18 protein-coding genes are annotated in these 24,104 nt (G+C 41.5%); 9 read left to right on the top strand and 9 right to left on the bottom strand.

Annotation, left to right across the window (positions count from 1 at the left end; translation table 11 throughout):
- Positions 1-266: 266 nt before the first annotated feature.
- The 4 genes from EW142_RS16070 to EW142_RS16055 form a co-directional block, all read right to left on the bottom strand.
- A complete protein-coding gene (locus EW142_RS16070) occupies positions 267-2,252 on the bottom strand; it encodes a putative porin (protein WP_130615624.1) in 1,986 nt (661 codons plus the stop codon).
- Between the two features lie 91 nt (positions 2,253-2,343).
- Positions 2,344-3,042, bottom strand: a complete 699-nt coding sequence (locus EW142_RS16065; RefSeq protein ID WP_130615622.1) for a hypothetical protein — start codon at positions 3,040-3,042, stop codon at positions 2,344-2,346.
- Between the two features lie 92 nt (positions 3,043-3,134).
- Positions 3,135-4,571 (bottom strand): RagB/SusD family nutrient uptake outer membrane protein, encoded by a 1,437-nt coding sequence (locus EW142_RS16060; protein WP_130615620.1) that lies wholly within the window; start codon positions 4,569-4,571, stop codon positions 3,135-3,137.
- 11 nt (positions 4,572-4,582) lie between these two features.
- Positions 4,583-7,603, bottom strand: coding sequence for a SusC/RagA family TonB-linked outer membrane protein (locus tag EW142_RS16055; RefSeq protein ID WP_130615618.1), 3,021 nt, complete (start codon positions 7,601-7,603; stop codon positions 4,583-4,585).
- A gap of 215 nt (positions 7,604-7,818) precedes the next feature.
- On the opposite strand from EW142_RS16055, the gene EW142_RS16050 reads away from it, so the two are divergent.
- The 4 genes from EW142_RS16050 to EW142_RS16035 all read left to right on the top strand — a co-directional run bounded on the left by EW142_RS16050 (position 7,819) and on the right by EW142_RS16035 (position 13,051).
- Positions 7,819-8,415 (top strand): ribonuclease HII, encoded by a 597-nt coding sequence (locus tag EW142_RS16050; RefSeq protein WP_130615616.1) that lies wholly within the window; start codon positions 7,819-7,821, stop codon positions 8,413-8,415.
- 142 nt (positions 8,416-8,557) lie between these two features.
- Positions 8,558-10,900 carry a ribonuclease HII gene (locus EW142_RS16045; RefSeq protein WP_240740235.1) on the top strand — a complete coding sequence of 781 codons (2,343 nt, stop codon included), beginning with the start codon at positions 8,558-8,560 and terminating at the stop codon, positions 10,898-10,900.
- Between the two features lie 127 nt (positions 10,901-11,027).
- Positions 11,028-12,350 carry an OmpA family protein gene (locus tag EW142_RS16040; RefSeq protein ID WP_130615612.1) on the top strand — a complete coding sequence of 441 codons (1,323 nt, stop codon included), beginning with the start codon at positions 11,028-11,030 and terminating at the stop codon, positions 12,348-12,350.
- Between the two features lie 2 nt (positions 12,351-12,352).
- Complete coding sequence (locus EW142_RS16035; RefSeq protein ID WP_130615610.1) at positions 12,353-13,051, top strand: TapB family protein; 699 nt, start codon at positions 12,353-12,355, stop codon at positions 13,049-13,051.
- A 14-nt stretch (positions 13,052-13,065) separates the two neighbouring features.
- Here EW142_RS16035 and lipB read toward each other — a convergent pair whose 3' ends face one another.
- From lipB to EW142_RS16020, 3 genes are read right to left on the bottom strand one after another with little or no spacing between them, the layout of a single operon-like run.
- On the bottom strand, positions 13,066-13,782 hold the full coding sequence (lipB, locus tag EW142_RS16030) for a lipoyl(octanoyl) transferase LipB (RefSeq protein ID WP_130615608.1): 717 nt from the start codon (positions 13,780-13,782) through the stop codon (positions 13,066-13,068).
- A 37-nt stretch (positions 13,783-13,819) separates the two neighbouring features.
- The gene (locus EW142_RS16025) at positions 13,820-14,560 is read right to left on the bottom strand and encodes a hypothetical protein (RefSeq protein WP_130615606.1); all 741 of its coding nucleotides are present in this window, start codon (positions 14,558-14,560) and stop codon (positions 13,820-13,822) included.
- An 11-nt stretch (positions 14,561-14,571) separates the two neighbouring features.
- Positions 14,572-14,727, bottom strand: coding sequence for a YqaE/Pmp3 family membrane protein (locus EW142_RS16020; protein ID WP_130615604.1), 156 nt, complete (start codon positions 14,725-14,727; stop codon positions 14,572-14,574).
- Positions 14,728-14,821: 94 nt separating this feature from the next.
- On the opposite strand from EW142_RS16020, the gene EW142_RS16920 reads away from it, so the two are divergent.
- The 4 genes from EW142_RS16920 to EW142_RS16000 all read left to right on the top strand — a co-directional run bounded on the left by EW142_RS16920 (position 14,822) and on the right by EW142_RS16000 (position 19,741).
- Positions 14,822-15,871: a response regulator transcription factor gene (locus EW142_RS16920; RefSeq protein WP_130615602.1), complete on the top strand. Its 1,050-nt coding sequence runs from the start codon at positions 14,822-14,824 to the stop codon at positions 15,869-15,871.
- A gap of 96 nt (positions 15,872-15,967) precedes the next feature.
- On the top strand, positions 15,968-16,516 hold the full coding sequence (locus tag EW142_RS16010) for a thioredoxin family protein (protein ID WP_130615600.1): 549 nt from the start codon (positions 15,968-15,970) through the stop codon (positions 16,514-16,516).
- A gap of 55 nt (positions 16,517-16,571) precedes the next feature.
- A complete protein-coding gene (gene lysS, locus EW142_RS16005) occupies positions 16,572-18,263 on the top strand; it encodes a lysine--tRNA ligase (protein ID WP_130615782.1) in 1,692 nt (563 codons plus the stop codon).
- Positions 18,264-18,310: 47 nt separating this feature from the next.
- Positions 18,311-19,741, top strand: a complete 1,431-nt coding sequence (locus tag EW142_RS16000; RefSeq protein ID WP_130615598.1) for an SLC13 family permease — start codon at positions 18,311-18,313, stop codon at positions 19,739-19,741.
- Between the two features lie 95 nt (positions 19,742-19,836).
- Here EW142_RS16000 and EW142_RS15995 read toward each other — a convergent pair whose 3' ends face one another.
- On the bottom strand, positions 19,837-20,139 hold the full coding sequence (locus EW142_RS15995) for a hypothetical protein (RefSeq protein ID WP_130615596.1): 303 nt from the start codon (positions 20,137-20,139) through the stop codon (positions 19,837-19,839).
- A 359-nt stretch (positions 20,140-20,498) separates the two neighbouring features.
- Positions 20,499-21,233, bottom strand: a complete 735-nt coding sequence (locus EW142_RS15990; protein WP_130615594.1) for a hypothetical protein — start codon at positions 21,231-21,233, stop codon at positions 20,499-20,501.
- 267 nt (positions 21,234-21,500) lie between these two features.
- On the opposite strand from EW142_RS15990, the gene EW142_RS15985 reads away from it, so the two are divergent.
- Positions 21,501-24,002 carry a zinc-dependent metalloprotease gene (locus EW142_RS15985; protein ID WP_130615592.1) on the top strand — a complete coding sequence of 834 codons (2,502 nt, stop codon included), beginning with the start codon at positions 21,501-21,503 and terminating at the stop codon, positions 24,000-24,002.
- The last annotated feature ends 102 nt before the right edge of the window (positions 24,003-24,104 follow it).

Below are 24,104 nucleotides of genomic sequence, written 5' to 3'. Positions count from 1 at the left end.
GATCTGCCCGGCACCAAAATGGTCTTTCTTTCTCTTTGTTTACGCTGTCTATACCAATATGTTCAATGAACTTCTCTCAAAAAAGAAACCCCTATAGGGCCCCTTTTTATCCCGCAATCATCCAGCTTTCACCGGCAAAGCGGGTGCAAATATACATACGATATTTTAACTCAGCAAATCGTTTCAGACTATTTTTTTGACTCCCCAAACAACAAGTCCGTAAACATTTGTTTTTCAGCCAATCGCCAGCTACCCTTAGTATTTTTTTAAGAAAAGAAATTCCAAACTAAGCCGAAACGAATCACAAAATCCCGATAGGGATAGTTTGGAGCGGAGTAAAACACAGGCTCAGAAAACGAAGAATTAAAATGTTCCGCTTTTAAATAAATCCTTGTCTGTCTAACCTTTGCATTAATAAAGAAATCCAACATAGGAAATGCGCCAAATTCTTCCCCATTCTGCAAATAGAATTCCCCCAACAAAGGATGATATGCATTCATATTATAGGAGGTGAAGTATTTGAAAGTAACTCCGGTTTGTATAAACATAGCTTTCTTAAACACATCAGAAGAAAAGTAAAATGTATTTCTGGTCACAAATTGAGGTACATTCAATACCTGATTATCCTGCGTGACATCTTGATACAATAGCGTATTGGCCAAAGCCCATTTTCTCCATTTAAACTCCTTGAAATATTTTACCCTCAAATGATTGATTGTGCCTCCTTCTTGAAATGGTCTGACAAAAGCCGTCTCCAATTCCCCGGCATCAATTTGATCTTGGGTTATGGTAGAAGCGAAGTAGGTATAGTTGTCCAATGCACTGTATTCTGCTTCTAGACGCCCCAAATACTTGGAATCAATCCCAAACTTGATGGTTTGGATCTGTTCTTTTTGGAATATCTGATCATTCTGCCAGTTAAAATTTCGATACCCACTTTGATAAAGCAAGTAGTTAAAGTTTGGCGCCCTTGAAGAAACATGAACTCCTCCGAATATAGCAATATGATTGTTTAACTGGTAGCGTGCCGACGCATTCAACATATTTCCGGTAAGGTCTCCTGATAGGTTATAGTTAATATCAGCGTCCAAGGTCAATCGACCAAACTTCTTGTGATAAGAACCTCCAACAGAAATTTCATCCCCATCCAATTGATTTGAGATCGTACCCTCATCTGTTTGCAAGATGCTGTTGAAGAAATAGTCATATCTGTAGTGACTTGCTCCAAAATTTACCTTTCCCAAAGTAGGGTTCGAAAAGTCCAAAGAAACCCTGTTGAACATCGTTTTTAATCGAGCGCGGTCATCAATTGGAGTTTCCAATGGATTTTGCCCGAAAGCGGGTTCGGCATTGGTTTGTATGAATTGATAGAATTTTGTTTCATAGGCGAATTCATGATTTAATGCCAGAGAAGTAAGTTTGGCAATGGAATCTCGCTTTCGCCCTAATAGTTTTAACTGTTGATCAAAGTAGTAGCGTTTCCCCTGAATTCTATTGTTGGCATTGGTATATCGCACATCAATTCGGAATCTATCTGTAAAATCCTCAGTGCCTCCTTCAAATTGTTCTCTATTCAATAACCCTCCGTTTTCCTCAGATTCTAAGTCCTGACCAGCAAAATGTCCCCTGACGGCATATAGATCATTCTTAGTTTGATAGTTAAAGCTTGCCCGGAAATTGCCTGAACTTACTTGATCAAAACGATACTTACCCAAAGACCTAAATCCTTTAAACGCCAAGGCGATATTCAATCTCGGCGTAATGTTGAAGGCCACAAGCGCATCTAACAACTGACCCTGTTCCAATGTGGTCTTGAACATTAAATCTGACATTGGGGTGGCCACATTATAATAGTATATATCCTCTATCTCAAAATAATTGGAGTTGCGAGCCAAAGCACCTAGTCTTGGATAGAATTTCCTGTTGGAAAAGTACACTCCCAGAGAGTTATAGGGCCTCCCAACATTTGAAAATGGCATCTGCTCAAAATCGTCCTTCCTAAGAAAATTGTATTTGTACTCCTTCTGAATAGTAAGTGTTGTATCAAGAAAGGTAGTGTCTCGGGCATAAGATATTATCTTATAATCTCGAATAGTAATCTGATCCTCGTTTTCGTCTTTATTGTTCTGCTCTCTAAATTGAGGTGGAATCTGGCGTATGCTATCTCCCTGCTTAGGTTTTGCTATAGAATCTTCCTGTGCATGGCTCGGTAAGAATGAAAAAAGAAGAAAAATTAGAAATAAAAATCGCATTCTTCGGGAATAAAGAAATAAAGGTATAGCTTTTGGGCAAAGCAGAATGGACATTTAACGTAATCCCCCAAAATTTAAGCCGGTATTAAGACTACTGTGGAGTAGTGCCATAGTAGGCATCCAATACTTTTACTAAATCTTCCTTGTTATTGAATTTGGACTTTGCTTTTTTGACAAAACTGTCAAAAGCACCATCGCCTTCTTTGAATTTTTTCAAAAATGCCTTTTTCTTTTGGGGTATTTCAATGAGGTCTCCTGATTCAGTGTCTAACTGCTTGACATAATATTTGTCCTCCTGTTTCTGAAACTTAGCTGGCACTTCGGGCTCGTAACTACTTTTAGAAGGTTTTTTTGGAATAAACTTTATTCTTTCCTTTAAGAAAAGCTCATAATTTTCCGATCTGTGAATTTTTTCAAAAAAGGACTTTTCCTTTCTTCCATTTTCAGTGATATAGGTGTTGTCTTCATAAAATTTGTAGGACCCATCCATTAAGCGTACTATGTAGTTCATGGACTTGTCCAAAGACATAACGGTACCATCATCATTTTTTACTTCGATGGTATTTTCCACAACATTAAAACGTACCGGATAGACCTTGTCAAGATTATTGATCTTAGCCGGAAGAAACTCATCATTTAAATATCTAGACCCCTTCGCATCGTCGTATATGGAATTGTTGATACCAACAAAAAACGCCAACTCATTAAAACTATCTTGGTTTGGGTTAGCAATCTGCGCAAAACCAACCAGTGAAAATAAAAACGCTGCAACTAAAACTATTCTTCTCATACCATTAAAGTTAAGGTTTCGAAAGGTATAAAAACAAAAAAAACTGCCAAAACATATGTTTTGGCAGTTTTTAAAAGATTTATTTCAAACTCCTAGAAGTTTCCAGGGTTCTGTGTGATGTTCGGGTTGTTCACAATCTCGTTGTCAACAATCGGGAAAATCACCTTGTTTGCCCCGGGAGCGGATACAGCTCCACCTCCAGGCCTTAGGTTCCTGTTGTTTCTCAAAAGGTCCATTCTTCGGTGTCCTTCAAAACAAAGCTCCTTTCTTCTCTCGGTCAATATACCGTCCAAATCAACAGATAATAAATCTGGAAGACCCGCACGGGTTCTCAAGAGATTGATATCGGCCAATGGTGTATTTGGACCTACGCTCAAGCCCCCTCTAAGGTTTGCCTCAGCACGAATCAAATACATCTCTGTAATCCTAAGAATAGGACCATTGGATGCATTGTTTACAACATCGGGATATTTAAGCGTAAAGAAAGTTGCGTTACCCCCTGCATCAGTAGCAGGTTGGGATAAATCATCAAATCTTCTATCATCAGTAATTGTATCACCCACGGCAAAACCAAAATCGGCCAAAAGATCAGCACTGAAAGGTGCATCTCCCCTTCCCCCTGGTGCAGGGTTGTAGAATGTTACATAAACCTCATCGGAACCCGTTTCCTCTTGAGGTCCGTCACTGGGCGTGTTGACCGCTACGAAGATGTTCTCTGCAGATGTTTCCCCATCGTTATAGAAAGAATTATAATTATCAACCAATGAGTACTCTCCTGAAGTAATCACCTGATTGGCAAAATTAGCCGCATCATTGAATTGCTCCCTATAAAGATACAATCTCGCCAAAAGGGCCCTTGCAGATCCTGCCTCGGCGCGAACGCCATTGTCTTCCGGCAATACTGCAATGGCATCCAAAAGATCCTGCTCGATGAAGGCATGTACCTCGTTCACGGTGGATCGCTCCAATTGGAACTCAGTGATGTCACCCCCCGCAAATGGCTGGGTCACAATAGGCACGCCTAAGTTGCTTCCCCCAGAAAATTGGAAGGGCTGAGCGAATACATTTACCATAGTAAAATAGGTCAAAGCTCTAAGGAATTTGCATTCCGCCACCAATTGTGCCTTGGTCGCCTCGGTCAGACCGGTAACATCATCCACACTTACCTCCGGCAAGTTCACGATAACGTTGTTGGCCGCTCCGATAAGCTGATAACCATCAAACCAAATATTGTCAATTGAGGCATTGGTTGCCAAGGTCTCAAATTGATCAATTTCCTGTAGGGACGGGAAACTTCCAACGAAGTTCACATCGTCCGCCATAAAATCACCCATCAACTGTGGGTTACCGTTCAAGTCACCACTCTGGTTCAAACTGTAGACACCCACAGCAGCACCATTGATAGTGGCAAGACTACCGAATACCGTGTTCGAGGCCACATTGTCCTCCGGTACCACGTTCAACTGGTCCTCACATGATATAAACACGCCCAGACCTAGAATCAATGCTAATACTTTTATCGTTTTCATGCTATCTTTTATTAAAATGTTAACCTTGCTCCGAATGAATATGTCTGCGCCTGAGGAGCAGTAAAGAAAGATTCCCCTTGGAACAATGGGTCGATGTCATCGGTCACCTCTGGGTCAATTCCATCCATCTCGTCTGCCTTGATGGTGAACAAGTTGGTCGCAGTGGCATAGAACCTAACACCACTGAAGATGTTGCCCAAACGCTCCAAAGCTTTCTCCGGTAGGCTGTAGCCTAAAGTAACGTTCTTCACCCTCAAGTATGAAGCGTCCAATTGCTGTTGTGTAGAACGCTGGTTGAACAGGTTGAACGTAGAACTTGTAGGACTTGGCAGGAACGCATTGTCACCTGGCTGCCTCCAGAAGTTCAAGTTCTGTCTCCTGATGTTCACGATACCACCGATGGCGTCGTTACCATCCGCAAATCGTAGACCATCGATCACAACATCGTTCCCGTAAGAATAGTTCATCAATACGGAAAGGTCAAAATCAAAAATCTTAAAGGTGTTGGTCATACCCCCAGAGAAATCTGGAATCGGGCTACCTGTCACAACGCGATCGGCAGAACCTGGGTTTGTTGTGATGTTTCCATCAACATCCAACCACTCGGCATCACCGGTCTGCGGGTTCACACCAACATAACGGATCAAGAAGAAGTTGTTGAGCGGTTCGCCCTCGATGGCCCTTTGGATTGGACCGTCGATGATTCTTCTTCCCTGTGCATCGGTGGCGGCATCCTCGTTCAATCTTGTCACCTTATTATCGATGGTGGTCAAGTTGAAGCTTGTTCTCCACTCGAAGTTCTCTGAGCTCACGTTGATGGTGCTCAACTCGAACTCAAGACCTGTGTTCTCCAACTCACCGATGTTTCTACTGATGGAAACAAATCCGGTAAGAGGAGGAAGTGTTTGGTTCAAAAGAAGATCGCTTGTCGTCTTCTTGAAGTAGGAAGCGTTGAAGTTGATCCTTCCGTTCAACCAAGTGGATTTGATACCGATATCCAAGGTCTCACTCTCTTCCCATTTCAAATCTGGATTTTCTGGTTGATCTGGAACAACCCCAGACTGTCCGTTGTAATCCCCAATGGGACCAGCATTGAACAGACCCAAGGATGGGAAGGTTCCCAAACGGTCGTTACCCACGGTTCCGATACTTGCTCTCAAGGACAAATAATCCAAGAAGCTCACGTCCTCTAGGAAAGACTCCTCAGAGATGATCCAACCTGCAGCTGCAGACCAGAAATATCCGAAACGGTTGTTCGCACCAAATCGTGATGAACCGTCACGTCTTACCGACCCTTCCACAAGGTATTTTCCTTTGTAATCGTAGGATACCCTTGAGAACAGACCGTAGTATCTTGATGGGAAACGGTCACCGTTCAATACGGTAGGTGTTGAACCGGAACCAAGGTTTCTCAAATCATCGGTCAAGAAGCCTGTTGATGCCACATTAGATCTTGTACGCAAGGTCTCCTCGTAGTTGAGACCGACAAGAACTGTCAAGTTATGGTCATCGTTAAAGGTATTGGCATAGTTCAAGGTCTGGTTGGTCAACCAACGGTCCTCGTTCACGAAGATCTGCTGAGCAGCACCACCAGGGGAGTTGAAATCCGCATTCCTAACAAACTCCTCCAAGGTCAACTTGTCCATACCGAATTCAGACCTCCATGTGAATCCTGGGAAAGGAGTCACCTCTGTAAAGGCATTTCCGATGACACGGAAAGTCTTCAATTCTCTAGTATCCAATGCAACTCTGGCAAAGATGTTCGGGATAAAGGATCCCGACTGTACAAAGTTGCCATCGTCATCAAATGCTGGTACAACGGGACTCTGCAAGAAAGCTGTGGTGAAAGGTGCGTTGATGTTGTTCTCAACACCAATTCTGTTCAATCTGTTATTGGTTATACCCAAGTTCATACCGGCCTTCAACCAGTCAGTTACCTGTGTATCGATGTTGATACGTGCACCAGCTCTCTGTTGGTCGTTACCGATAATAAAGCCTTCTCTATCTTGATAATCAAGACCGAAGAAGAAAGAGGTTTTTTCGCTACCCCCACGAACCCCGAGGTTGTAGTTTTGGGACACCCCGGTTCGTTGTACACCAGACAACCAATCTGTACCTCCGGAACCAATGGCACCTAGGCCAAGGTCTTCAGGAGTTACTGTAGCACCATTCTGAATGGTGGCCACCTCCGACTTGAACTGACGGAACTCGTCCGCAGTCAAAATGTCCGGCACATCAGTTGATTGTGTGAATTGCGTGTTTACATCAAGGGTCACAGTGGTCTTTTCCCCTTTTCTACCTCTTTTAGTAGTAATAAGGATTACCCCGTTTGCACCCCTTGCTCCGTAGATGGAGGTCGCACCTGCATCCTTAAGTACGGTAAGCGACTCGATATCGTTCGGGTTCACATAGGATAGCGGGTTGATACCTGTATTACCACCTTGGTTCAAGGTATTTCCTGCTGTATCCGTAATAGGCACCCCGTCAATAACGATAAGCGGCTGGCTACCGGAGTTGATGGAGTTCACACCCCTTACCCGAATCACCGCTGCAGCACCAAGTACACCAGAAGAGTTAACGATCTGTGTACCCGCGGACTGTCCTTGGAGCAACTGATCGGCAGAAACCACCTGAAGGTTCTCAATGGCCTCCTGCTTTACGATACCCACGTTCTGGATTATTTTTTTCTCCTCTTGGTTACCGTAACCGACGACGACCACCTCTTCCAAGGCTTCGGCATCCTCCTGCATTTGCACATTTAGAACATCGGAAGCTCCAACTGTTCTATCGACCGTTCTTTGACCTAGGTAGCTAAAGCGCAAAACCTGGCCTTCGCTGGCAGAAATAGTATAATTGCCATCAAAATCGGTTTGTGTTCCCGTTGTCGTTCCAACTATGACAACGGCCACTCCAGGTAAAGGAAGACCGTTTTGGTCGGTCACATTACCCGAAATCGTTTTCTCCTGTCCAAAAGAGAAATTGACGCAAAGCATCATCAAAGATGCGAGCATCAAAGTAATCTTTGATCTCATTTAATTGAATTTTTGAATTAGTCAGCGGCTAAAATCTTAATAAAAACTTAATATTCCAAAAAATACAAGGCATACCCATAGTAAAATGTTAAAAATGATGGTATAATTATCATATTTGAACCCAATTAGCCTAGGCTTTGAAGAAAAGTAATTTCTTTAACGATTCTATTTATCTTTTTTAATTTTTTGTACCTGAATCAATTTTTTCTCAAATTATGTTGGAACGTTTTGGTCTAAATGGCCCCATAGCAGGAACCGATGAAGCTGGAAGAGGGTGTTTGGCAGGTCCCGTGACGGCTGCATCCATAATCCTGCCAAAAGATTTTGAAAATGAGGTACTGACCGATTCTAAACAACTTTCAAAACAAAAAAGGGCCATGCTCAGACCAATTTTGGAAAAAGCAGCACTTTCGTTTTCCGTAAAACATGTTTTTCAGGATCAAATTGACCAAATTAACATTCTAAATGCTTCCATATTGGCCATGCACAAAGCCTTGGATGACCTTACCCTATCTCCAGAAATCATTCTGGTTGATGGAAATCGTTTTAAACCCTACAAAACTTTAAAGCATAAATGCATTATCAAGGGCGACGGAAAATACTTGAGCATTGCAGCGGCATCCATCCTTGCCAAAACCTATAGGGATGAGTACATGATGTCCCTTCATAAAGAGTATCCTATGTACCATTGGAGCAAAAACAAGGGATACCCAACCAAAGAGCACAGGGAAGCCATAAGGAAGCACGGACTTACCCCCTATCATAGAAAAACATTCAAACAGCTGCCTGAGCAATTGACATTGGATATCTAAAAGTTCTAAATTTGACACAAAACTTCAAATGAACATTCGGGCACTCCTTATACTTATATTTCTTTGGTGCTTTTCTTGCCAAAAACAAACCCAAACGCAAGATTCGCTGATTCGACATCTCCCAAAAGACGCAATCGCCCTGGTGAAAATCAACAATCTCGCCGGTTTCTTGAGTGAACTTCGAAACAACACTTTCTTGGACAAGAGTAAAAGTCTTGCCATGCTGAAAAGTATCTCGGAAAAGGCCGATATTCTAAATCATATTGAGACTGATTCCAAATCGCTACTTGGGATATACGAGTTGGGCAAGGAGAATTTCGAAATTATGTGGGTCGTTCGCGAGGATTCTAGTTCAATCAAAATTGATGAGAACACAGAAAAAAAGATTGAAACGCTCACATACGATAATAAATCACTTACCAAGTACCAAATTGGGGATTATGAGGTTTTTGGTACCGAAAGAAATGGGCATAGTTTTTTTAGCTCTTCACAAATGCTAGTGGAGAATCTTATTCGCCTGGAAGGTAGCTTAGAGGTCGAAAAAGATTTACAGAAACTTTATGATACGGCTTCAAATGATAAGTCGGCCAGTTTTTTCTTTAATCTAAAAACGGAAAATCCCCTGTTGAACCAAAGTTCCATCAACGGTAAAAACCGAGGAAGTTTTGCCGAGTGGATGAGTTTGGACTTTTCTTCCAATCAAAACAGCTCTACCTTCAATGGTTTGGCCGTTGTTTCGGACTCCACTAAAAACTACGTTGGATTATTTGATGGAAGCAATGCACTTCCCCAAAAAACAGCGGATTATGCACCACTTTCGTCTCAAGCCGTTATATCATATACTTTTGACCAGTACTCCCAATTTGCCAAGCGGCAGAACTCTTATTTGGACAGAGTAAAAGATGTGGATTCACTGTTCAATACCATAGAGGAGGTCGGGGTCATTTACGTAAAAGGAGAAAAATTAGTGGTGTTGAATTCGTATGGCTCGGAGAGTCTTTCCGATTATATCAATCAAAACACAAGTTCGGCCAGTACCTATCAGGGCAGTGAGATAAGACAATTCAGAAACAAAGACTTTATTGCTGAATCCTTTAACCCTCTGATTAAAGATTTTGAGTCCAACTATTGCACTACCATTGAAAATGCCTTTGTTTTTACAGAATCCAAGGAACCACTTCAAACTTTAATAAGCTCCTTTAAGAGCGGCTCCACATTTGTTAATTCTCAATTACATAAAACTGCTTTGGAAGCATTTGCCAATGAATCCAACATTTACTTTGTGGGCAATCAAGAGGGATTGGAAATTTTAGCAGAAAAAGAACCTCATTTACCCATGTTGAAGGACTTAGAAAAAAGTGAGCTTAAAGGCTATTGTTATGCGGCTCAGTTTGTTGCGGATGATGGATTTGCCCATGCCAATTTTTTAATTTCCAAAACCGAAAAGCCATCGAAAAAAAATTCAGTGGCACCGCTTTTTACATTGGAATTGGATTCAGATATTGCCATCGACCCCCAATTTGTAAAGAACCATCGTACCAACAAGCAGGAAGTTGTGGTCCAGGATAACGACAATTTCTTATACCTCATTTCCTCCGAAGGAAAGGTACTTTGGAAAAAACAGTTGGAAGGCCGAATACAGGGAGAAATACTTCAAGTAGATATTTACAAAAACGGTCGGCTTCAACTAGCCTTTTGCACGAACAATCAATTTTTGATACTTGATCGAAATGGGAAAATCGTTGAACCCTTCAACAAAAAATACGAAGGTGGCAATTTAAATTCTTTGGCAGTTTTTAATTACGAAGGCAAAAAAGACTATCGCTTTGTGGTCACCCAGGGCAGAAATGTTTTTATGTACAATAACAAAGCAGCCATTGTGGATGGCTTTATTTATACCCAAGCAGAAAGCGACATTTTGGAAGCTCCGAAACACTTTAGAATCAACAATAAGGACTACTTGGTTTTTATGCTTGAAAACAAAGACCTGAAAATATTGCACAGAGTTGGCCGTGATAGGGTGAAAATCAAGGACAAAATTGATTTTACCGAAAACAGTGTTTTTCTTTATAAAAACAAGTTTTCAACTACTGACAAGAAAGGTCGGTTGATTCAAGTGGACACCCAGGGCAAGCTCACCACAACAAACTTCAATCTGGGTGGTGACCATGGAATGTATGCCACAAGCAAGACCTTGGTCTTTATGGATGACAATGTACTCAGCATCAAAGGAAAGAAAGTTGAACTCGATTTGGGCGTTTACTCTGCGCCAAAGATTTTTTATATCTATGATAAAATTTATGTGAGTGTAACCGATATCCAAAACCAAAAAATATACCTTTTCGACAGTCAGGCAAAACCTATTTCGAATTTTCCTGTGTTTGGAAATTCGCTTATTGACCTAATAGATATGGACAACGACCGAAATCTTGAACTTGTGGCCAAGGACCAAGAAAACTCCTTGATTGTCTATAAAATGTATTGATTCACACATTTTTTACTGCTTATACATTACTTCGGACAAAACATACATCTTGGCGTATGGAATGCACCGTTTTTCGTACCTTATGTAGCACTTAATGAAGTACGTACATATTCAAAACACTGCACTAATGAAAACCTCCATTAAACTAGCAACTACCTTATTATTTGTTTTCGGATTTTGCCTCTCAGGAAACGCCCAGCTTCTCAAGAAACTGGGGAAACGAGCCGAGAAAGCTGCAGAACGCACGGTGGAACGCCGTGTTGAGCGAGAGACGACCAAAAAGACGGATCAAGCCTTGGACAGTATACTCGGAACGGGAGAGAAAAAGAAAAAAACGCCAAACACCCAGAAAACGCCTTCTGAAGACAACAATCCTTCCTCCACTGGCAATGATAATTCATCAACTTCGGGCCCTGAAGGAAACACGGGACCAAAGACCATTCAAGTTTATAGCAAATTTGATTATGTCCCTGGTGATAAGCAATTGTTCTTCGATGATTTTGGGTTTGATTTCGTAGGAGATTTTCCATCCAAATGGAATACCAACGCGGGTGGTGAACTGGTTACACTCGGAGACTCTCCGCAAAAGTGGCTAGAACTTAAATCTGGCTACAATATTTATTATATACCCGATGTGCCACAGCTGCCGGAGGAATATACCATTGAATTTGATATAGCCGCAGTGGGCCTAGATCGGCAAACTTCTTCCACAGCACAACTACAGGTTTTGTTAAGTAATGATGAAAAATTTGCAGCGGGCTCCAATTTTGCATTTGCTGAAATTCCTTTCTGCCAATATGCCGCCATTGGTGTTACGGTTGAAAATAGAATAAATGGCAAGCGTGAAATACGCAGTACGGTCAAGGCCGATTTACGTGATGAGATTTTAGACTATCCCCATGTATCCATAGCCGTGAACAAACTGCGATATAGACTTTGGGTGAATGAAGTAAAATATTTGGATGTGCCAAGATTAGTGGCACCCGGTGCTGTGTTGAACACCGTTAAATTTCATTCCAATGGTTTCAAAGATGGTAAAGAGAAGGTTTTTATCTCCAACTTAAAAGTAGCGGAAGGGGGATTGGATTTGAGAAGAACCCTTATTTCCCAAGGAAAGGTCTCCACTAATGGTATTTTATTTGAATCAGGTTCGGCCAACATTCAACCGCAGTCCATGGGGATTATTCGTCAAATCTCGCAAGTACTACAACAAGAAACTGGTATGAATTTGAAAATTGTCGGACACACAGATTCTGATGGTGGTGATGATACGAATTTGGCCCTCTCTCAAAAACGGGCAGAAGCGGTTAAAAATGCGCTAACTTCAGTATACAATATCGATGGAAGCCGATTGGTAAGTGAAGGTAAGGGAGAATCTGAACCCGTCGGTGACAACACCACGGTGGAAGGAAAAGCACAAAATAGAAGGGTTGAATTCATAAGAATCTAGTCATGAAATATTTAATAGTTCTTTTATTGATTATACTTCCATTTACTGGGCAGCATACCAATGCCCAGGGAAAATGCAGCAAATACTACCCCATGACAGAGGGTTCTTTTGTTACATTAACAATGTATGACGTGGACGATGTTTCACAAGGAAAAGTGACCTATAAAGTAGACAAAGTAGTAGGGGATACCGGCGAATACACCTATACGATGGAAAGCAGAGGTATGGTCCTAAGCAGCTCACAATACAATGTTGAGTGTACCGACGATGGTGTGGAGATAGATTTCAAATCAATGGCTGGGGGAATGTTGGCAAGGTATTCTGACATGGAGGCCGATATCCAAGGCTCCAACATTTACTTACCTAATGACTTGGCAGATTACTTGGCCACTTCTGGGCCACTACTGCCGGAAAGCTCAATGGAACTTGTCGTGACAACTCCAGCTGGAACTCAAAGAATATCCATGAAGATGACCAATCGAACCATTGAAGGAACTGAAACACTCAATGGACCCAACGGGGAAGAATTCGATTGCCATATTGTGAGTTATGATATGATCATGAACATGGGAACCACAATTGCTTCCCATACCAAACAATGGTTGGCCGAAGGTGTAGGAGTAGTTAAGATGCTTGATTATGCAGAAGACAAAACTACGCTGCGAGGCTCTATGCTCTTGACAGACTATAACGTTAATTAAGTCTTACAACAAAATTAGACATTTGCTTTTTGCTTGACCAGCTTTGCCTCAAAAAGCGATTCAAAATGTCGTAGAAGTTTTTGTTTGACCTCTTCCATGTCCACGCTCTTTTTTCCGAGTTCGACGTTAAGTGAGGTTACCGCCTTATCCTTAATTCCACAGGGTATCATTAAATCAAAATAGCCCAAGTCTGCGTTTACATTAAAGGCAAAGCCATGCATGGTCACCCATCGACTGGCACGAACGCCCATGGCGCATATTTTTCGGGCAAAAGGAGTGCCAACGTCAAGCCAAACCCCTGTTTCCCCATCGGAACGCTGTCCCTTTAGGCCATACTCAGCCAAGGTAAGAATGACCATTTCCTCTAAAAAACGAAGGTATTTATGAATATCAGTAAAGAAATTATCCAAATCCAAAATTGGATAACCTACCACCTGACCTGGTCCGTGATAGGTGATATCCCCTCCTCTATTGATCTTGTAAAATGTGGCTCCTTTTTCTTTAAGAAAATTCTCGTCTACCAACAGGTTTTCCATATCCCCACTTTTTCCCAGGGTGAACACATGGGGGTGCTCCACAAAAAGAAAATGATTGGAAGTGTCTTCGTTACTTTCCGTTCTTCGATTCCTTATTTTGGCATCTACGATGTTTTGGAAAAGGAGTTCCTGGTAATCCCAAGTCTCCTTGTAATCTTTATGGCCTAAATCCTCAAAAAGCACCTTTTTGTTCATTCCACAAAGATACAAAGACCAAAAGGCAAACCCTATTTTAGTCTTCTAGCTCTACCTCAAGATCTAATATGGAAGGATCCTTCATCAAATCCAAAAACTTGACTTGATAGATCAAGGTTTTTCCATCGGCGCTAAAAGTAGCGGCTTCTGCAGAAGTGGATTTCACTCTTTTCGGAAAGTGATATTTAAGTGTATATGTGGATCCTGATAAGAACATTTCAGCACCTTGCAGACTGTCAATGCTTTGTTTGAAGAGTTCTTCGTCAATTATTTTGGCCTGTCTGGAAAATTTATTGCCCTCGAAAGAATATGAAACCTCTGTGGTTGGATCCTGCCCTCCCATGGGTGACGGCTGTTCTTGACCCCCATTGGGCCCCAATGCGCTGGCTCCTTGAAAGGCATTGAAGGCATCGTTGACCTCACTCACGTTGGTGAATTCACTGAAAAGGTCAAACTTCATTAATTTCTCCTCAGGATTCATCACCATGTGCATATTAAAGGGTTCCAATCGCTTTAATTTTTCCTGTTCCTCGGGGGAAAGTTGGGCGATGCTATCCTTTTTCTCCTCCAAAATATCCTTAAATGAAATTAGGGAATCAACAGGTTTTTCATTGTCTTTCATCATTTCCTCACCAGCCATTTCCATAAGCTCAGAACCATCAAAATTGATGGATAATTTTCCTGATCCGTCCTCCTGTAAAGTGATTTCCTCCGTAAAATTGCAAGAAAGGGCGATGACCCCTAGAAGGGTCACAAAAAATAGGTTGGTTTTTCGCATGGTATGTATCTTCAGTTCGTGTTATTTAGGATGACCAAAGCCCCGATTATCCCCGGAACCCATCCACATAGGGTTAAAAGTAACACAATAAGAAAAGAACCACAACCTTTTCCGATGACTGACAAGGGTGGAAAAATAATGGCAAGTAAAACTCTCCAAAAACTCATTGATTTGATTTTGATTGATGATACTTATAAGTCGATGATTTTCAAGTTTTGTTACAGTCAAAAGCTTTATTTTTAAACCATCTACGCGAAGCAAATGAAGCATTATACCATCCTCTTCTTCTTGTTGGCTGTTATTTCCGCAAAGTCGCAGTACAGGTTTTCCGGAATGATGGGCGAAGAGCATGCGGACAAACCTATATACCTTTCCTTGGTGGAGGATTATAGAAAATCTTCACGGGTGTATCTGGACCAAATTATTAGAAAAACAAAGGTAGACTCGTTGGGCCATTTCCTTTTTGAAGGCAGTAATCTTTTGGACGAAAATAGAATTTACAGAATTCATTTGGATACTTGTGAGGAAGATTCGGCAGAACCTCATTTTTTAGGGCAATGTAACAACAGTGAAGACGTACTATTTATTGCAAATAATGGCGATACCCTCCAATTTCCCACCTCCTTTGGTGAACAAGCGCTTTGCGATATCATCTCGACAAATCCAAAATCTGACCTACTCCTGCAAATTGATGGTCTAAAAGAAGAGATGATTTTCGATTTTGCAGAATTCAGAAGTTCGGCCAGCCAAAAATTGAATTCCAAAAAATGGTTCTCAAAATTTCAGGAATTGGGAGCAAGCTGGCAAGAGCCATTGGCCGAACTTTATGCCTTCGACTTTCTTTCGGACAAGCGGAACGAAACCTATGGTTTTTATCTTCAGGATGTAGCAAAAAACATGTATTATAATGACTTGCTGCTACGTCTGAAGGATGTTTATCCGAATACGTCCTTTACGAATCAATATGAGGCCGAATTTATGACTGACGCACAGTTGGCACGGTTTTCTGTAGAAAATTCTTTTGATTGGAAATGGATTTTGGCAATTTTACTATTGGTCTCTTTGGGTACAAACTTTGTTCTTCTATCAAAGCTTAAGCGCAAGGAGAAATCTAGAGTCAGTCAGCGACTGGAAAAACTTACTCCCCAAGAGCAAAAAATTGTGGAGTTCATCCTTCTTGACAAAAGCAACAAAGAGATTGCCGCTTCGCTATTTGTAAGCCACAGCACCATAAAAACCCACATCAACAACCTCTACAAAAAACTACAGGTTTCATCGCGTCAAGAGATTATAGGTTTGTTTAGAAAATAATTTCCACCCCAGGTCTAGTCCCTATTTCCATCCCAACTTCCTCTTTCACAAGCCTCATTTTCAAGAATTTTCGGTTCAAATCAAAAATTTGAAACTATGAAACCATTCTTGATTATTACATTGCTACTAAGCTTTTGCCTAGGTAACGCCCAAAAGTTCAATCAAGAAATTGAACTGGAAAACGGAAAAAAATTCCTTATCGGAAAAATCAATTTAGAAGGATTATCTGCCGAACCCTACAACATCTGGTTCCAAAGTGGCGAAAAGGCTTATGCCATTGACGAAGCACTAGTAAAAAAACTTGAAGAACCCTTGTCGGACTACCACATCAAACTTTTTTTGGGAACTTGGTGTGGTGACAGCAAAAGGGAAGTTCCCCGATTGGTGAAGATTCTTAAAGCGGCCAACTTTCCTATGGAAAATTTGGACATCGTGGCCCTGGACCGAAGGAAGGAGCACTATAAAAAAAGCCCTACGGGGGAAGAAAGAGGTTTGAACATCATCAAAGTTCCCACGATTATCTTCATGAAACAGGGAAAGGAAACCAATAGAATTGTGGAAAGTCCCATCGAATCTTTGGAAGAAGATATCGCTCAAATTGTCTTTGAAAAACCTTATACCCCCAATTATGCTTCAATGCATTAGGATAGACTAAAAATTAAAGCGCAAAAGTGTAATTTTGCGCTTTAATTTTGTGGACATGCAACTATCGGAACAAGAAATCGTTCGAAGAGAAAAATTGACCAAGCTCAGAGAGATGGGAATAAACCCCTATCCTGCAGCGCTTTATCCTATAAATGCAACTTCAAAAAGTATTAAGGACAGCTTCGAGGAAGGTAAAAACGTAGTTCTTGCTGGTCGTCTCATGTCTCGACGAATTCAGGGAAAGGCCTCCTTTGCCGAACTTCAAGACGGGGAAGGACGCATCCAGGTCTATTTCAATAGAGATGAAATTTGTCCCTCGGAGGACAAAACCCTCTATAACGAAGTCTACAAAAAGTTACTTGATATTGGAGATATCATTGGTGTTGAAGGAACCTTATTCACTACCCAAGTTGGTGAAAAAACAGTAATGGTGAATAATTTCACCGTATTGAGCAAAGCCCTACGCCCTTTGCCTTTACCCAAAGTGGATGCCGATGGCAATGTTTATGACGAATTCAATGACCCAGAGCTACGTTATCGTCAACGCTACGTGGATTTGGTTGTTAATCCTTCTGTGAAGGATACCTTTATAAAACGCACCAAAATTACCAATAGCATTCGTGAGTTTTATAATGCCAAAGGGTATTTAGAGGTGGAGACACCCATACTTCAGCCTATTCCCGGGGGAGCGGCAGCGCGTCCATTTTTGACCCATCACAATGCATTGAACATTCCTTTGTATTTGCGAATTGCCAATGAGCTTTATCTGAAGCGATTGATCGTTGGAGGTTTTGATGGAGTTTATGAGTTTTCAAAAGACTTTAGGAACGAGGGGATGGATCGTACCCACAATCCTGAATTTACTGTAATGGAGTTGTATGTGTCCTACAAGGATTATAACTGGATGATGGACACCACAGAACAACTTCTAGAAAAGGTAGCCATCGATGCTACAGGAAGTACCCAGGTTCAAGTTGGAGACCATAGCATTGACTTTAAGGCGCCTTACCCAAGAGTTCCCATTTTGGAAGCCATTAAAACACATACCGGATTTGATGTAGCTGGGATGAATGAGAAACAGCTGCGCGAGGTGGCCCAAAAGCTCCACATTGAAGTGGATGAAACCATGGGCGTTGGTAAACTTATCGATGAAATTTTCGGCGAAACATGTGAGCACCATTACGTTCAGCCTACGTTTATCATTGATTACCCCAAAGAAATGAGTCCTTTGACCAAGGAACATCGCAATAATCCCGCCTTGACCGAACGTTTTGAGCTTATGGTAAACGGAAAAGAATTGGCCAATGCTTATTCGGAGCTCAACGATCCCATTGATCAACGGGAGCGTTTTGAGGAGCAACTTCGATTGTCTGAAAAAGGGGATGACGAAGCCATGTTCATCGATCAGGACTTTTTACGTGCCTTGGAATACGGTATGCCCCCTACCTCGGGCATTGGAATTGGAATCGACCGATTAGTGATGTTGCTTACGAACAACTCTTCCATTCAGGAAGTGCTGTTCTTCCCTCAAATGAGACCCGAAAAAAAACAGGTCCAACTGACCGACGAGGAGAAAGTCATCATGGATATTTTAAATTCTAAGGGTGAAATGGCACTGTCCGAGCTAAAAGAAAAGGCGAGCCTTAGTGGTAAAAAATGGGACAAGAGCACCAAAAATCTGGCTAAATTGGGACTGTTTGAAGTGGAAAAAACAGAGGATTCCCTTGTTGCCCGTGTAAAACAATAAGCTCCCATTTTTAATTTCTGATAAAATACTCTAGTTTCGAATCCCATATGGAGCTTAGCAAAAAGTGGGGTTTGGTCTTGGGGCCGGTCGTTTTTTTGATTCTTAGCAATCTCCCTCTTGAACTGGTATCGGAAAAAGGAGACGCAGTAATCGCTGTGGCCGCATGGATGTTGATTTGGTGGATTACCGAAGCCGTTTCCATTTCTGTGACTGCCTTGCTCCCGTTATTGCTGTTTCCCTTGTTAAAAATTTTGCCCATTGCCGATGTAGGTGCAAATTATGGCAGTCCCATCGTTTTTTTATTCTTTGGAGGATTTGTAATGGCCTTGGCCTTGGAAAAGGTCAATCTTCATAAACGCATTGCACTGAATATCATTCGATTGACGGGAACAACGCCAAACAAGGTCATTCTGGGATTTATGATCGCCACGGCCTCTTTGAGCATGTGGATAAGCAATACGGCCAGTACGGTCGTCATGTTGCCTATTGCGCTGTCGGTGATAAAACTACTGATTGATGACGAAGATGGTTTTACCAAAAATGACCAAAATTTCGCTTTAAGTGTGATGTTGGGCATCGCCTTTTCTGCCAATGCCGGCGGAATTGCCACAGTCATTGGTACCCCGCCCAATTCCGTATTGATCGGTCTTCTTGAAAATGAATACAATACCGAAATCTCTTTTTTGAAATGGATGACTTTGGGGCTGCCATTTTCAATGGTAATGATCGCGATAAGTTATCTGGTTTTGGTAAAATGGATGTTTCCCAATAGAGATTTGAAGTTTAACGCTTCAAAAGATATAATACAGGAAGAACTGAGAAAATTGGGGCCAACTTCGGGTAAGGAGAAAATGGTACTAGCGATTTTTGGTGTAACGGTGTTTCTTTGGATTTTCAGGACGCTTATCAATAAAGTCTTTCCAAGCTTAGGCCTATCTGATACGATGATCAGCATATTTGCTGCCATTGCCCTGTTTGCCATACCCTACAATATAAGAAGAGGCGATTTTATTATACGATGGAAAGACACCCAACATTTGGCCTGGGGCATTTTGATTCTTTTTGGAGGAGGTTTGGCCTTGGCCAAAGGAATGTCGGTAAGTGGAATTGTGGATTTGGTGGCTGGTGCCATTGCCAGTAGTGAAATAAGTATTCTGCTCACAGCATCGCTTTTGATTCTTTTAATGCTTTTTATGACTGAACTGATGAGCAACGTGGCCTTGGTAGCGGTTCTGGCCCCAGTTGTGGCTGGTATTGCCATCGGGTTGGACATCCCGATTTTGTACTTGCTCATACCGGTGACCATTGCCAGCAGTTGTGCCTTTATGCTTCCGATGGCCACACCACCTAATGCCATCGTATTTGCCAGCGGCTATGTAAAAGTACCCGAAATGGCACGAGTGGGCATTATCTTAAACCTAATTGCCGTGGGTTTATTGGTTTTAGTGTTTCAATTTGTGGTACCCTTGCTTTTCTAAGTGGTACCCTTGCTTTTCTAAAACGAAAATGCCCCCTCAAGAATGAGGAGGCATTGACTAACTAACTAACTCAATAAAAAAGTAAGAAACTAACTTTACTGTATATACGGGTCAAACCCTGCTGGTAGATATCCGTCAGTATCAATATTTAATTCAACCTCATCACATAGGTCTATAAAATTGATAGCTTTTACAGAGACGATTCCACTGTAGGGATCAAAGTTCTCTGGAAGATATTGGGCCGTATCAAAACCAAGTTCAATGTCTTGGTTATCTTCTACGAACTCAACCGTGTTGATATCAAAATCCTCTATGGGTTTATTTAATCCTTGCGCCCATGCCAATGGCGTCATCAACGTCATTGCAAGTGCTGTAATTATTACATTTTTTCGTACCATTATTTGTCGTTTTTTTGATTTCTTGTACAAAGATAAAACCACTATTTTGAAGGATTATTACAATTAGATTTTCCTTAACGAATCGCCCAAAAAGGGGCCACAGAGAACTTTTTAACATTTCACATCCCCCATTGCCAAAGTGATATCCCGGATTGATTTAAATTGCCACTTTCACAGGGAAAATGAGTTTTTTTTGCCATCTACACTTCGTCGATTTTAGTGTTATTTTTTTGTTAATAAGCCCCCATGATATCCTGCGTAATGAAAATCTAAATAACCGGCACTAAAAAGCCCTCCAGAGGAGGGCCTTTCATGACTAACTAACTCAAAAATTGTAAAATGAAATCTAAAACATCCTACTACTTTGCCCCTAAGTAAGGGTCAAAATCTTCTGGGAGGTATGAAGCGGTATCAAAACCCAACTCCATGTCCTCGTTTTCTACATAGTTGATGGAAGCGACTCCCAACACATCGGTGTAAGGATCAAATCCTTCGGGAAGGCTGTACCAGCTGTCCAGACCCATGCCCAAATCCACTTCAGTTTCTTCTATGTAGGGTATATTATTTAAATCGATATATGCTTCGTAAGGAGAAAATCCTTCAGGCAAGTAGTTCTTGGTGTCAAAACCTAGATCTAAGTCCTCTTCTTCAACATAGTTGATTGAATGTACATCCAATACCTCGTTGTAGGGATCAAAATTTGTTGGCAAATAGTCCGAGGAGTCAAAGCCAAGGTCAAATTCTACTTCACTTTCAAGGTATATAATGGAATTCAAATCAAAATAAGTCTCATAAGGGTCGAAGCCTTCAGGAAGATACTCAGAGGTATCAAATCCCAATTCAACTTCAGTGTCATCCTCGATGAACTCTATTTCGTTTAAATTTAATTCGAAGGATTCTGCGGTCACGAAATACGTGTTTACCATTCCTTCTACCTCAGCATTGATGTTCAATACTGTAACGTTGTTCTCAAATGTACCGGTGGTTGTCGTTTGGTTTTTATCAGCGGTCGCTGATCCCGTACTTTGTTGGTCTTCTGCTACGGCCGATCCTGTTAAAAGTGCGCAACCGTAAATTAATAATAACTTGTTCATTTTTGATTGAATTTTTTGATTGATGATGTATGCTTATAAGACTACCACAATTTTAAATTGTTACAGCTTTTTGGAATTTTTCACAAAAAACCCATCCTCTCTCAGCCCAACTATAGGTGGGGTTTCAACGGAAACCACCAGTAAAATGCAATACTCCCAAAGGTTGGCATAGGTTGCAAAAAAAATCAGAGTTAATAATTATTTAACAGTCTGTTTTCGTGTTTTTTAAGTTCTTTAACGACCGCAAAACAGCAAACTGATATCAAAATGATCCAAAAACTACTTCCAAAAGTTCTTTTTTTAGCCTTTGCCTTAATTTCTTTTCAAACTGCCGAGGCGCAACTTTTCAAAAAGAAAAAGAAACCTACCGAACAAAAAAGTGATGCCAAATCAAAAAAGAATGGTATCAAACCTTATGATAAGGTGATTACAAAGGAGGCCAAAACCGATGAAGGCCTTTTTCATGTGCACAAAGTTGACGACAAACATTATTACGAAATACCCGATTCGCTTTTTAACCGTGAAATGTTGATGGTGAGTCGAATCTCTAAAACCGCTACAGGAATAGGATTTGGTGGAGGAAAAATTAACACCCAAGTGTTGCGATGGGAGAAAAAGCCGAAAAAAGTTTTGCTTCGAGTGGTTTCCTATGGCAATGTGGCTGCGGATTCCCTTCCCGTTCATGAAGCAGTGGTAAACTCTAACTTTGAGCCGGTTCTTTTTGCATTTGACATCAAGGCCTTCAATAAAAAGGATTCCCTGAACCCTGCAACGGTCATTGAAGTAGGTCCTATGTTTACCAAGGATGTCAATGCGATTGGAATGCCAGACCGTTTTCGGAAACGATATAAGGTAAGTCGTTTGGATTCGGACCGTAGTTTTATTGAATCCCTAAAAAGCTATCCTCTCAATATTGAAGCACGAAGTGTAAAAACCTATCTGGCCAAAGAACCGCCCAGTAATCAGAGTATGGCCTCCATCTCTGTGGAGATCAATAACTCCATGATTCTTTTACCGGCAGAACCTATGAAAAGAAGATACTTTGACGAAAGGGTCGGGTGGTTTGCAAGAGGTCAGGTCGATTACGGATTGGAAGCACAAGAAAGTAGAACCATTCGCTATCTAGATAGATGGCGGTTGGAAGTGAAGGAAGAAGATATTGCCAAGTATAAGGCCGGAGAATTGGTTGAACCTAAAAAACCCATTGTGTATTACATTGATAGGGCCACACCCAAAAAATGGGTACCTTATATAAAGCAAGGTATTGAAGACTGGCAGGTAGCGTTTGAGGGAGCCGGTTTCAAAAATGCCATTATCGCAAAAGACCCCCCAAGTAAGGACGAAGATCCCGAATGGTCACCTGAAGATGTTCGATATTCTGTTGTTCGTTACTTGGCGTCCCCAATACCCAACGCAAATGGCCCACACGTGAGCGATCCCCGTAGCGGTGAAATCTTGGAGTCTGATATCAACTGGTACCATAACGTTATGACGTTGCTCCGTAATTGGTTCTTTGTACAGACTGCTGCTATAAATCCTGATGCCAGAGGTGTTGAATTCAAGGATAAAACCATGGGAAGACTGATACGTTTTGTTTCAGCACATGAGGTGGGGCACACACTCGGACTTCCACATAACATGGGAAGTAGTGTTGCTTATCCAGTAGATTCGTTGCGCTCGGCCAGCTTTACACAAAAGTATGGGACGGCTCCTGCAATTATGGACTACGCCCGATTTAATTATGTAGCACAACCTGGTGATGACGGTGTCGCCCTTATGCCTGATATTGGTATTTATGACAAGCATGCCATCCGTTGGGGTTATAAGCCCATTTTGGATAAAACGGCTGAAGAGGAAAAGCCAATTCTGAACAGTTGGATTCGCGCTCATGAAAACGATCCTATGTATCGTTTCGGGCACCAACAAGTAGGCGATATTCATGATCCAAGTTCGCAAACCGAGGATTTAGGGGATAATGCCATTAAGGCTAGTCTTTATGGCATCGAAAATCTAAAACGTATTGTTCCCAACTTAATGGAATGGACCACTGAGGAAGGAAAGAACTACGATAACCTTGAAATCCTATATGGTCAGGTGGTCAATCAGTTCAGAAGATATATGGGCCATGTGTCCAACAATATTGGTGGGGTATATGAGTATCATAAAACTGCAGATCAAGATGGAGCAGTATACACCCATGTTGCTAAAGAACATCAAAAGAACTGCATGAGATTTATGAACGAGCAGCTTTTCGAAACTCCAGAATGGTTGATTGAGCAGGACATATTCAATAAAATAGAATATTCCGGTTCCGTAGAGCGCATTCGAAATGTTCAAGAAAGATACCTTAATACCATATTGCATTTGGGCAAAATGGCCCGACTCATAGAAAATGAGACCATAAATGGAAATGAGGCATACGGACTATTGGAAATGATGACCGATCTGAGGAGAGGAATCTGGTCTGAAACCAGAAGCGGGAGAACCATTGACACCTATAGAAGAAATCTTCAGAAAGCGTATGTAGACCGATTGGAGTATTTGATGACGGCAGATAATCAAAAGAAGCTTCCAGACTTTGGGGGATACAGAAAATCCACTCCTGTAAATACGAGTCAATCCGATATTAGATCCGTGGTAAGAGCCGAGCTGAATAATCTGAAACGTGATATCCAAAATGGTCTGGGTCGTATATCAGACCGAATGAGTCGCTATCACCTCCAAGACGTATTGGAACGAATTGATTTGATATTAAATCCAAAATCATAGGGATATCTCTTTTAGATTTTTTGTGAAGTACGGCCTTTTTTAGACAAACCATGCATTTTGTCGATTATACCTCGCTTTTCGTCGGGTTTACATCTAAAAAAG

It is taken from the genome of Flagellimonas allohymeniacidonis, assembly GCF_004296335.1.
GTDB lineage: Bacteria > Bacteroidota > Bacteroidia > Flavobacteriales > Flavobacteriaceae > Flagellimonas > Flagellimonas allohymeniacidonis.
Note: the sequence above shows the minus strand (reverse complement) of the source record. Positions and strands in the feature narration are given on the sequence as shown.

What these genes read in the sequence shown, in the direction of transcription:
- EW142_RS16920 (WP_130615602.1), top strand. Translation starts at nt 14,822, where the DNA reads ATGAAGCATTATACCATCCTCTTCTTCTTGTTGGCTGTTATTTCCGCA.
- EW142_RS16020 (WP_130615604.1), bottom strand. Translation starts at nt 14,727, where the DNA reads ATGAGTTTTTGGAGAGTTTTACTTGCCATTATTTTTCCACCCTTGTCA.
- EW142_RS15985 (WP_130615592.1), top strand. Translation starts at nt 21,501, where the DNA reads ATGATCCAAAAACTACTTCCAAAAGTTCTTTTTTTAGCCTTTGCCTTA.
- EW142_RS16010 (WP_130615600.1), top strand. Translation starts at nt 15,968, where the DNA reads ATGAAACCATTCTTGATTATTACATTGCTACTAAGCTTTTGCCTAGGT.
- lysS (WP_130615782.1), top strand. Translation starts at nt 16,572, where the DNA reads ATGCAACTATCGGAACAAGAAATCGTTCGAAGAGAAAAATTGACCAAG.
- EW142_RS16035 (WP_130615610.1), top strand. Translation starts at nt 12,353, where the DNA reads ATGAAATATTTAATAGTTCTTTTATTGATTATACTTCCATTTACTGGG.
- EW142_RS16060 (WP_130615620.1), bottom strand. Translation starts at nt 4,571, where the DNA reads ATGAAAACGATAAAAGTATTAGCATTGATTCTAGGTCTGGGCGTGTTT.
- EW142_RS15995 (WP_130615596.1), bottom strand. Translation starts at nt 20,139, where the DNA reads ATGGTACGAAAAAATGTAATAATTACAGCACTTGCAATGACGTTGATG.
- EW142_RS16070 (WP_130615624.1), bottom strand. Translation starts at nt 2,252, where the DNA reads ATGCGATTTTTATTTCTAATTTTTCTTCTTTTTTCATTCTTACCGAGC.
- EW142_RS16040 (WP_130615612.1), top strand. Translation starts at nt 11,028, where the DNA reads ATGAAAACCTCCATTAAACTAGCAACTACCTTATTATTTGTTTTCGGA.
- EW142_RS16065 (WP_130615622.1), bottom strand. Translation starts at nt 3,042, where the DNA reads ATGAGAAGAATAGTTTTAGTTGCAGCGTTTTTATTTTCACTGGTTGGT.
- EW142_RS16055 (WP_130615618.1), bottom strand. Translation starts at nt 7,603, where the DNA reads ATGAGATCAAAGATTACTTTGATGCTCGCATCTTTGATGATGCTTTGC.
- EW142_RS15990 (WP_130615594.1), bottom strand. Translation starts at nt 21,233, where the DNA reads ATGAACAAGTTATTATTAATTTACGGTTGCGCACTTTTAACAGGATCG.
- lipB (WP_130615608.1), bottom strand. Translation starts at nt 13,782, where the DNA reads ATGAACAAAAAGGTGCTTTTTGAGGATTTAGGCCATAAAGATTACAAG.
- EW142_RS16000 (WP_130615598.1), top strand. Translation starts at nt 18,311, where the DNA reads ATGGAGCTTAGCAAAAAGTGGGGTTTGGTCTTGGGGCCGGTCGTTTTT.
- EW142_RS16050 (WP_130615616.1), top strand. Translation starts at nt 7,819, where the DNA reads ATGTTGGAACGTTTTGGTCTAAATGGCCCCATAGCAGGAACCGATGAA.
- EW142_RS16025 (WP_130615606.1), bottom strand. Translation starts at nt 14,560, where the DNA reads ATGCGAAAAACCAACCTATTTTTTGTGACCCTTCTAGGGGTCATCGCC.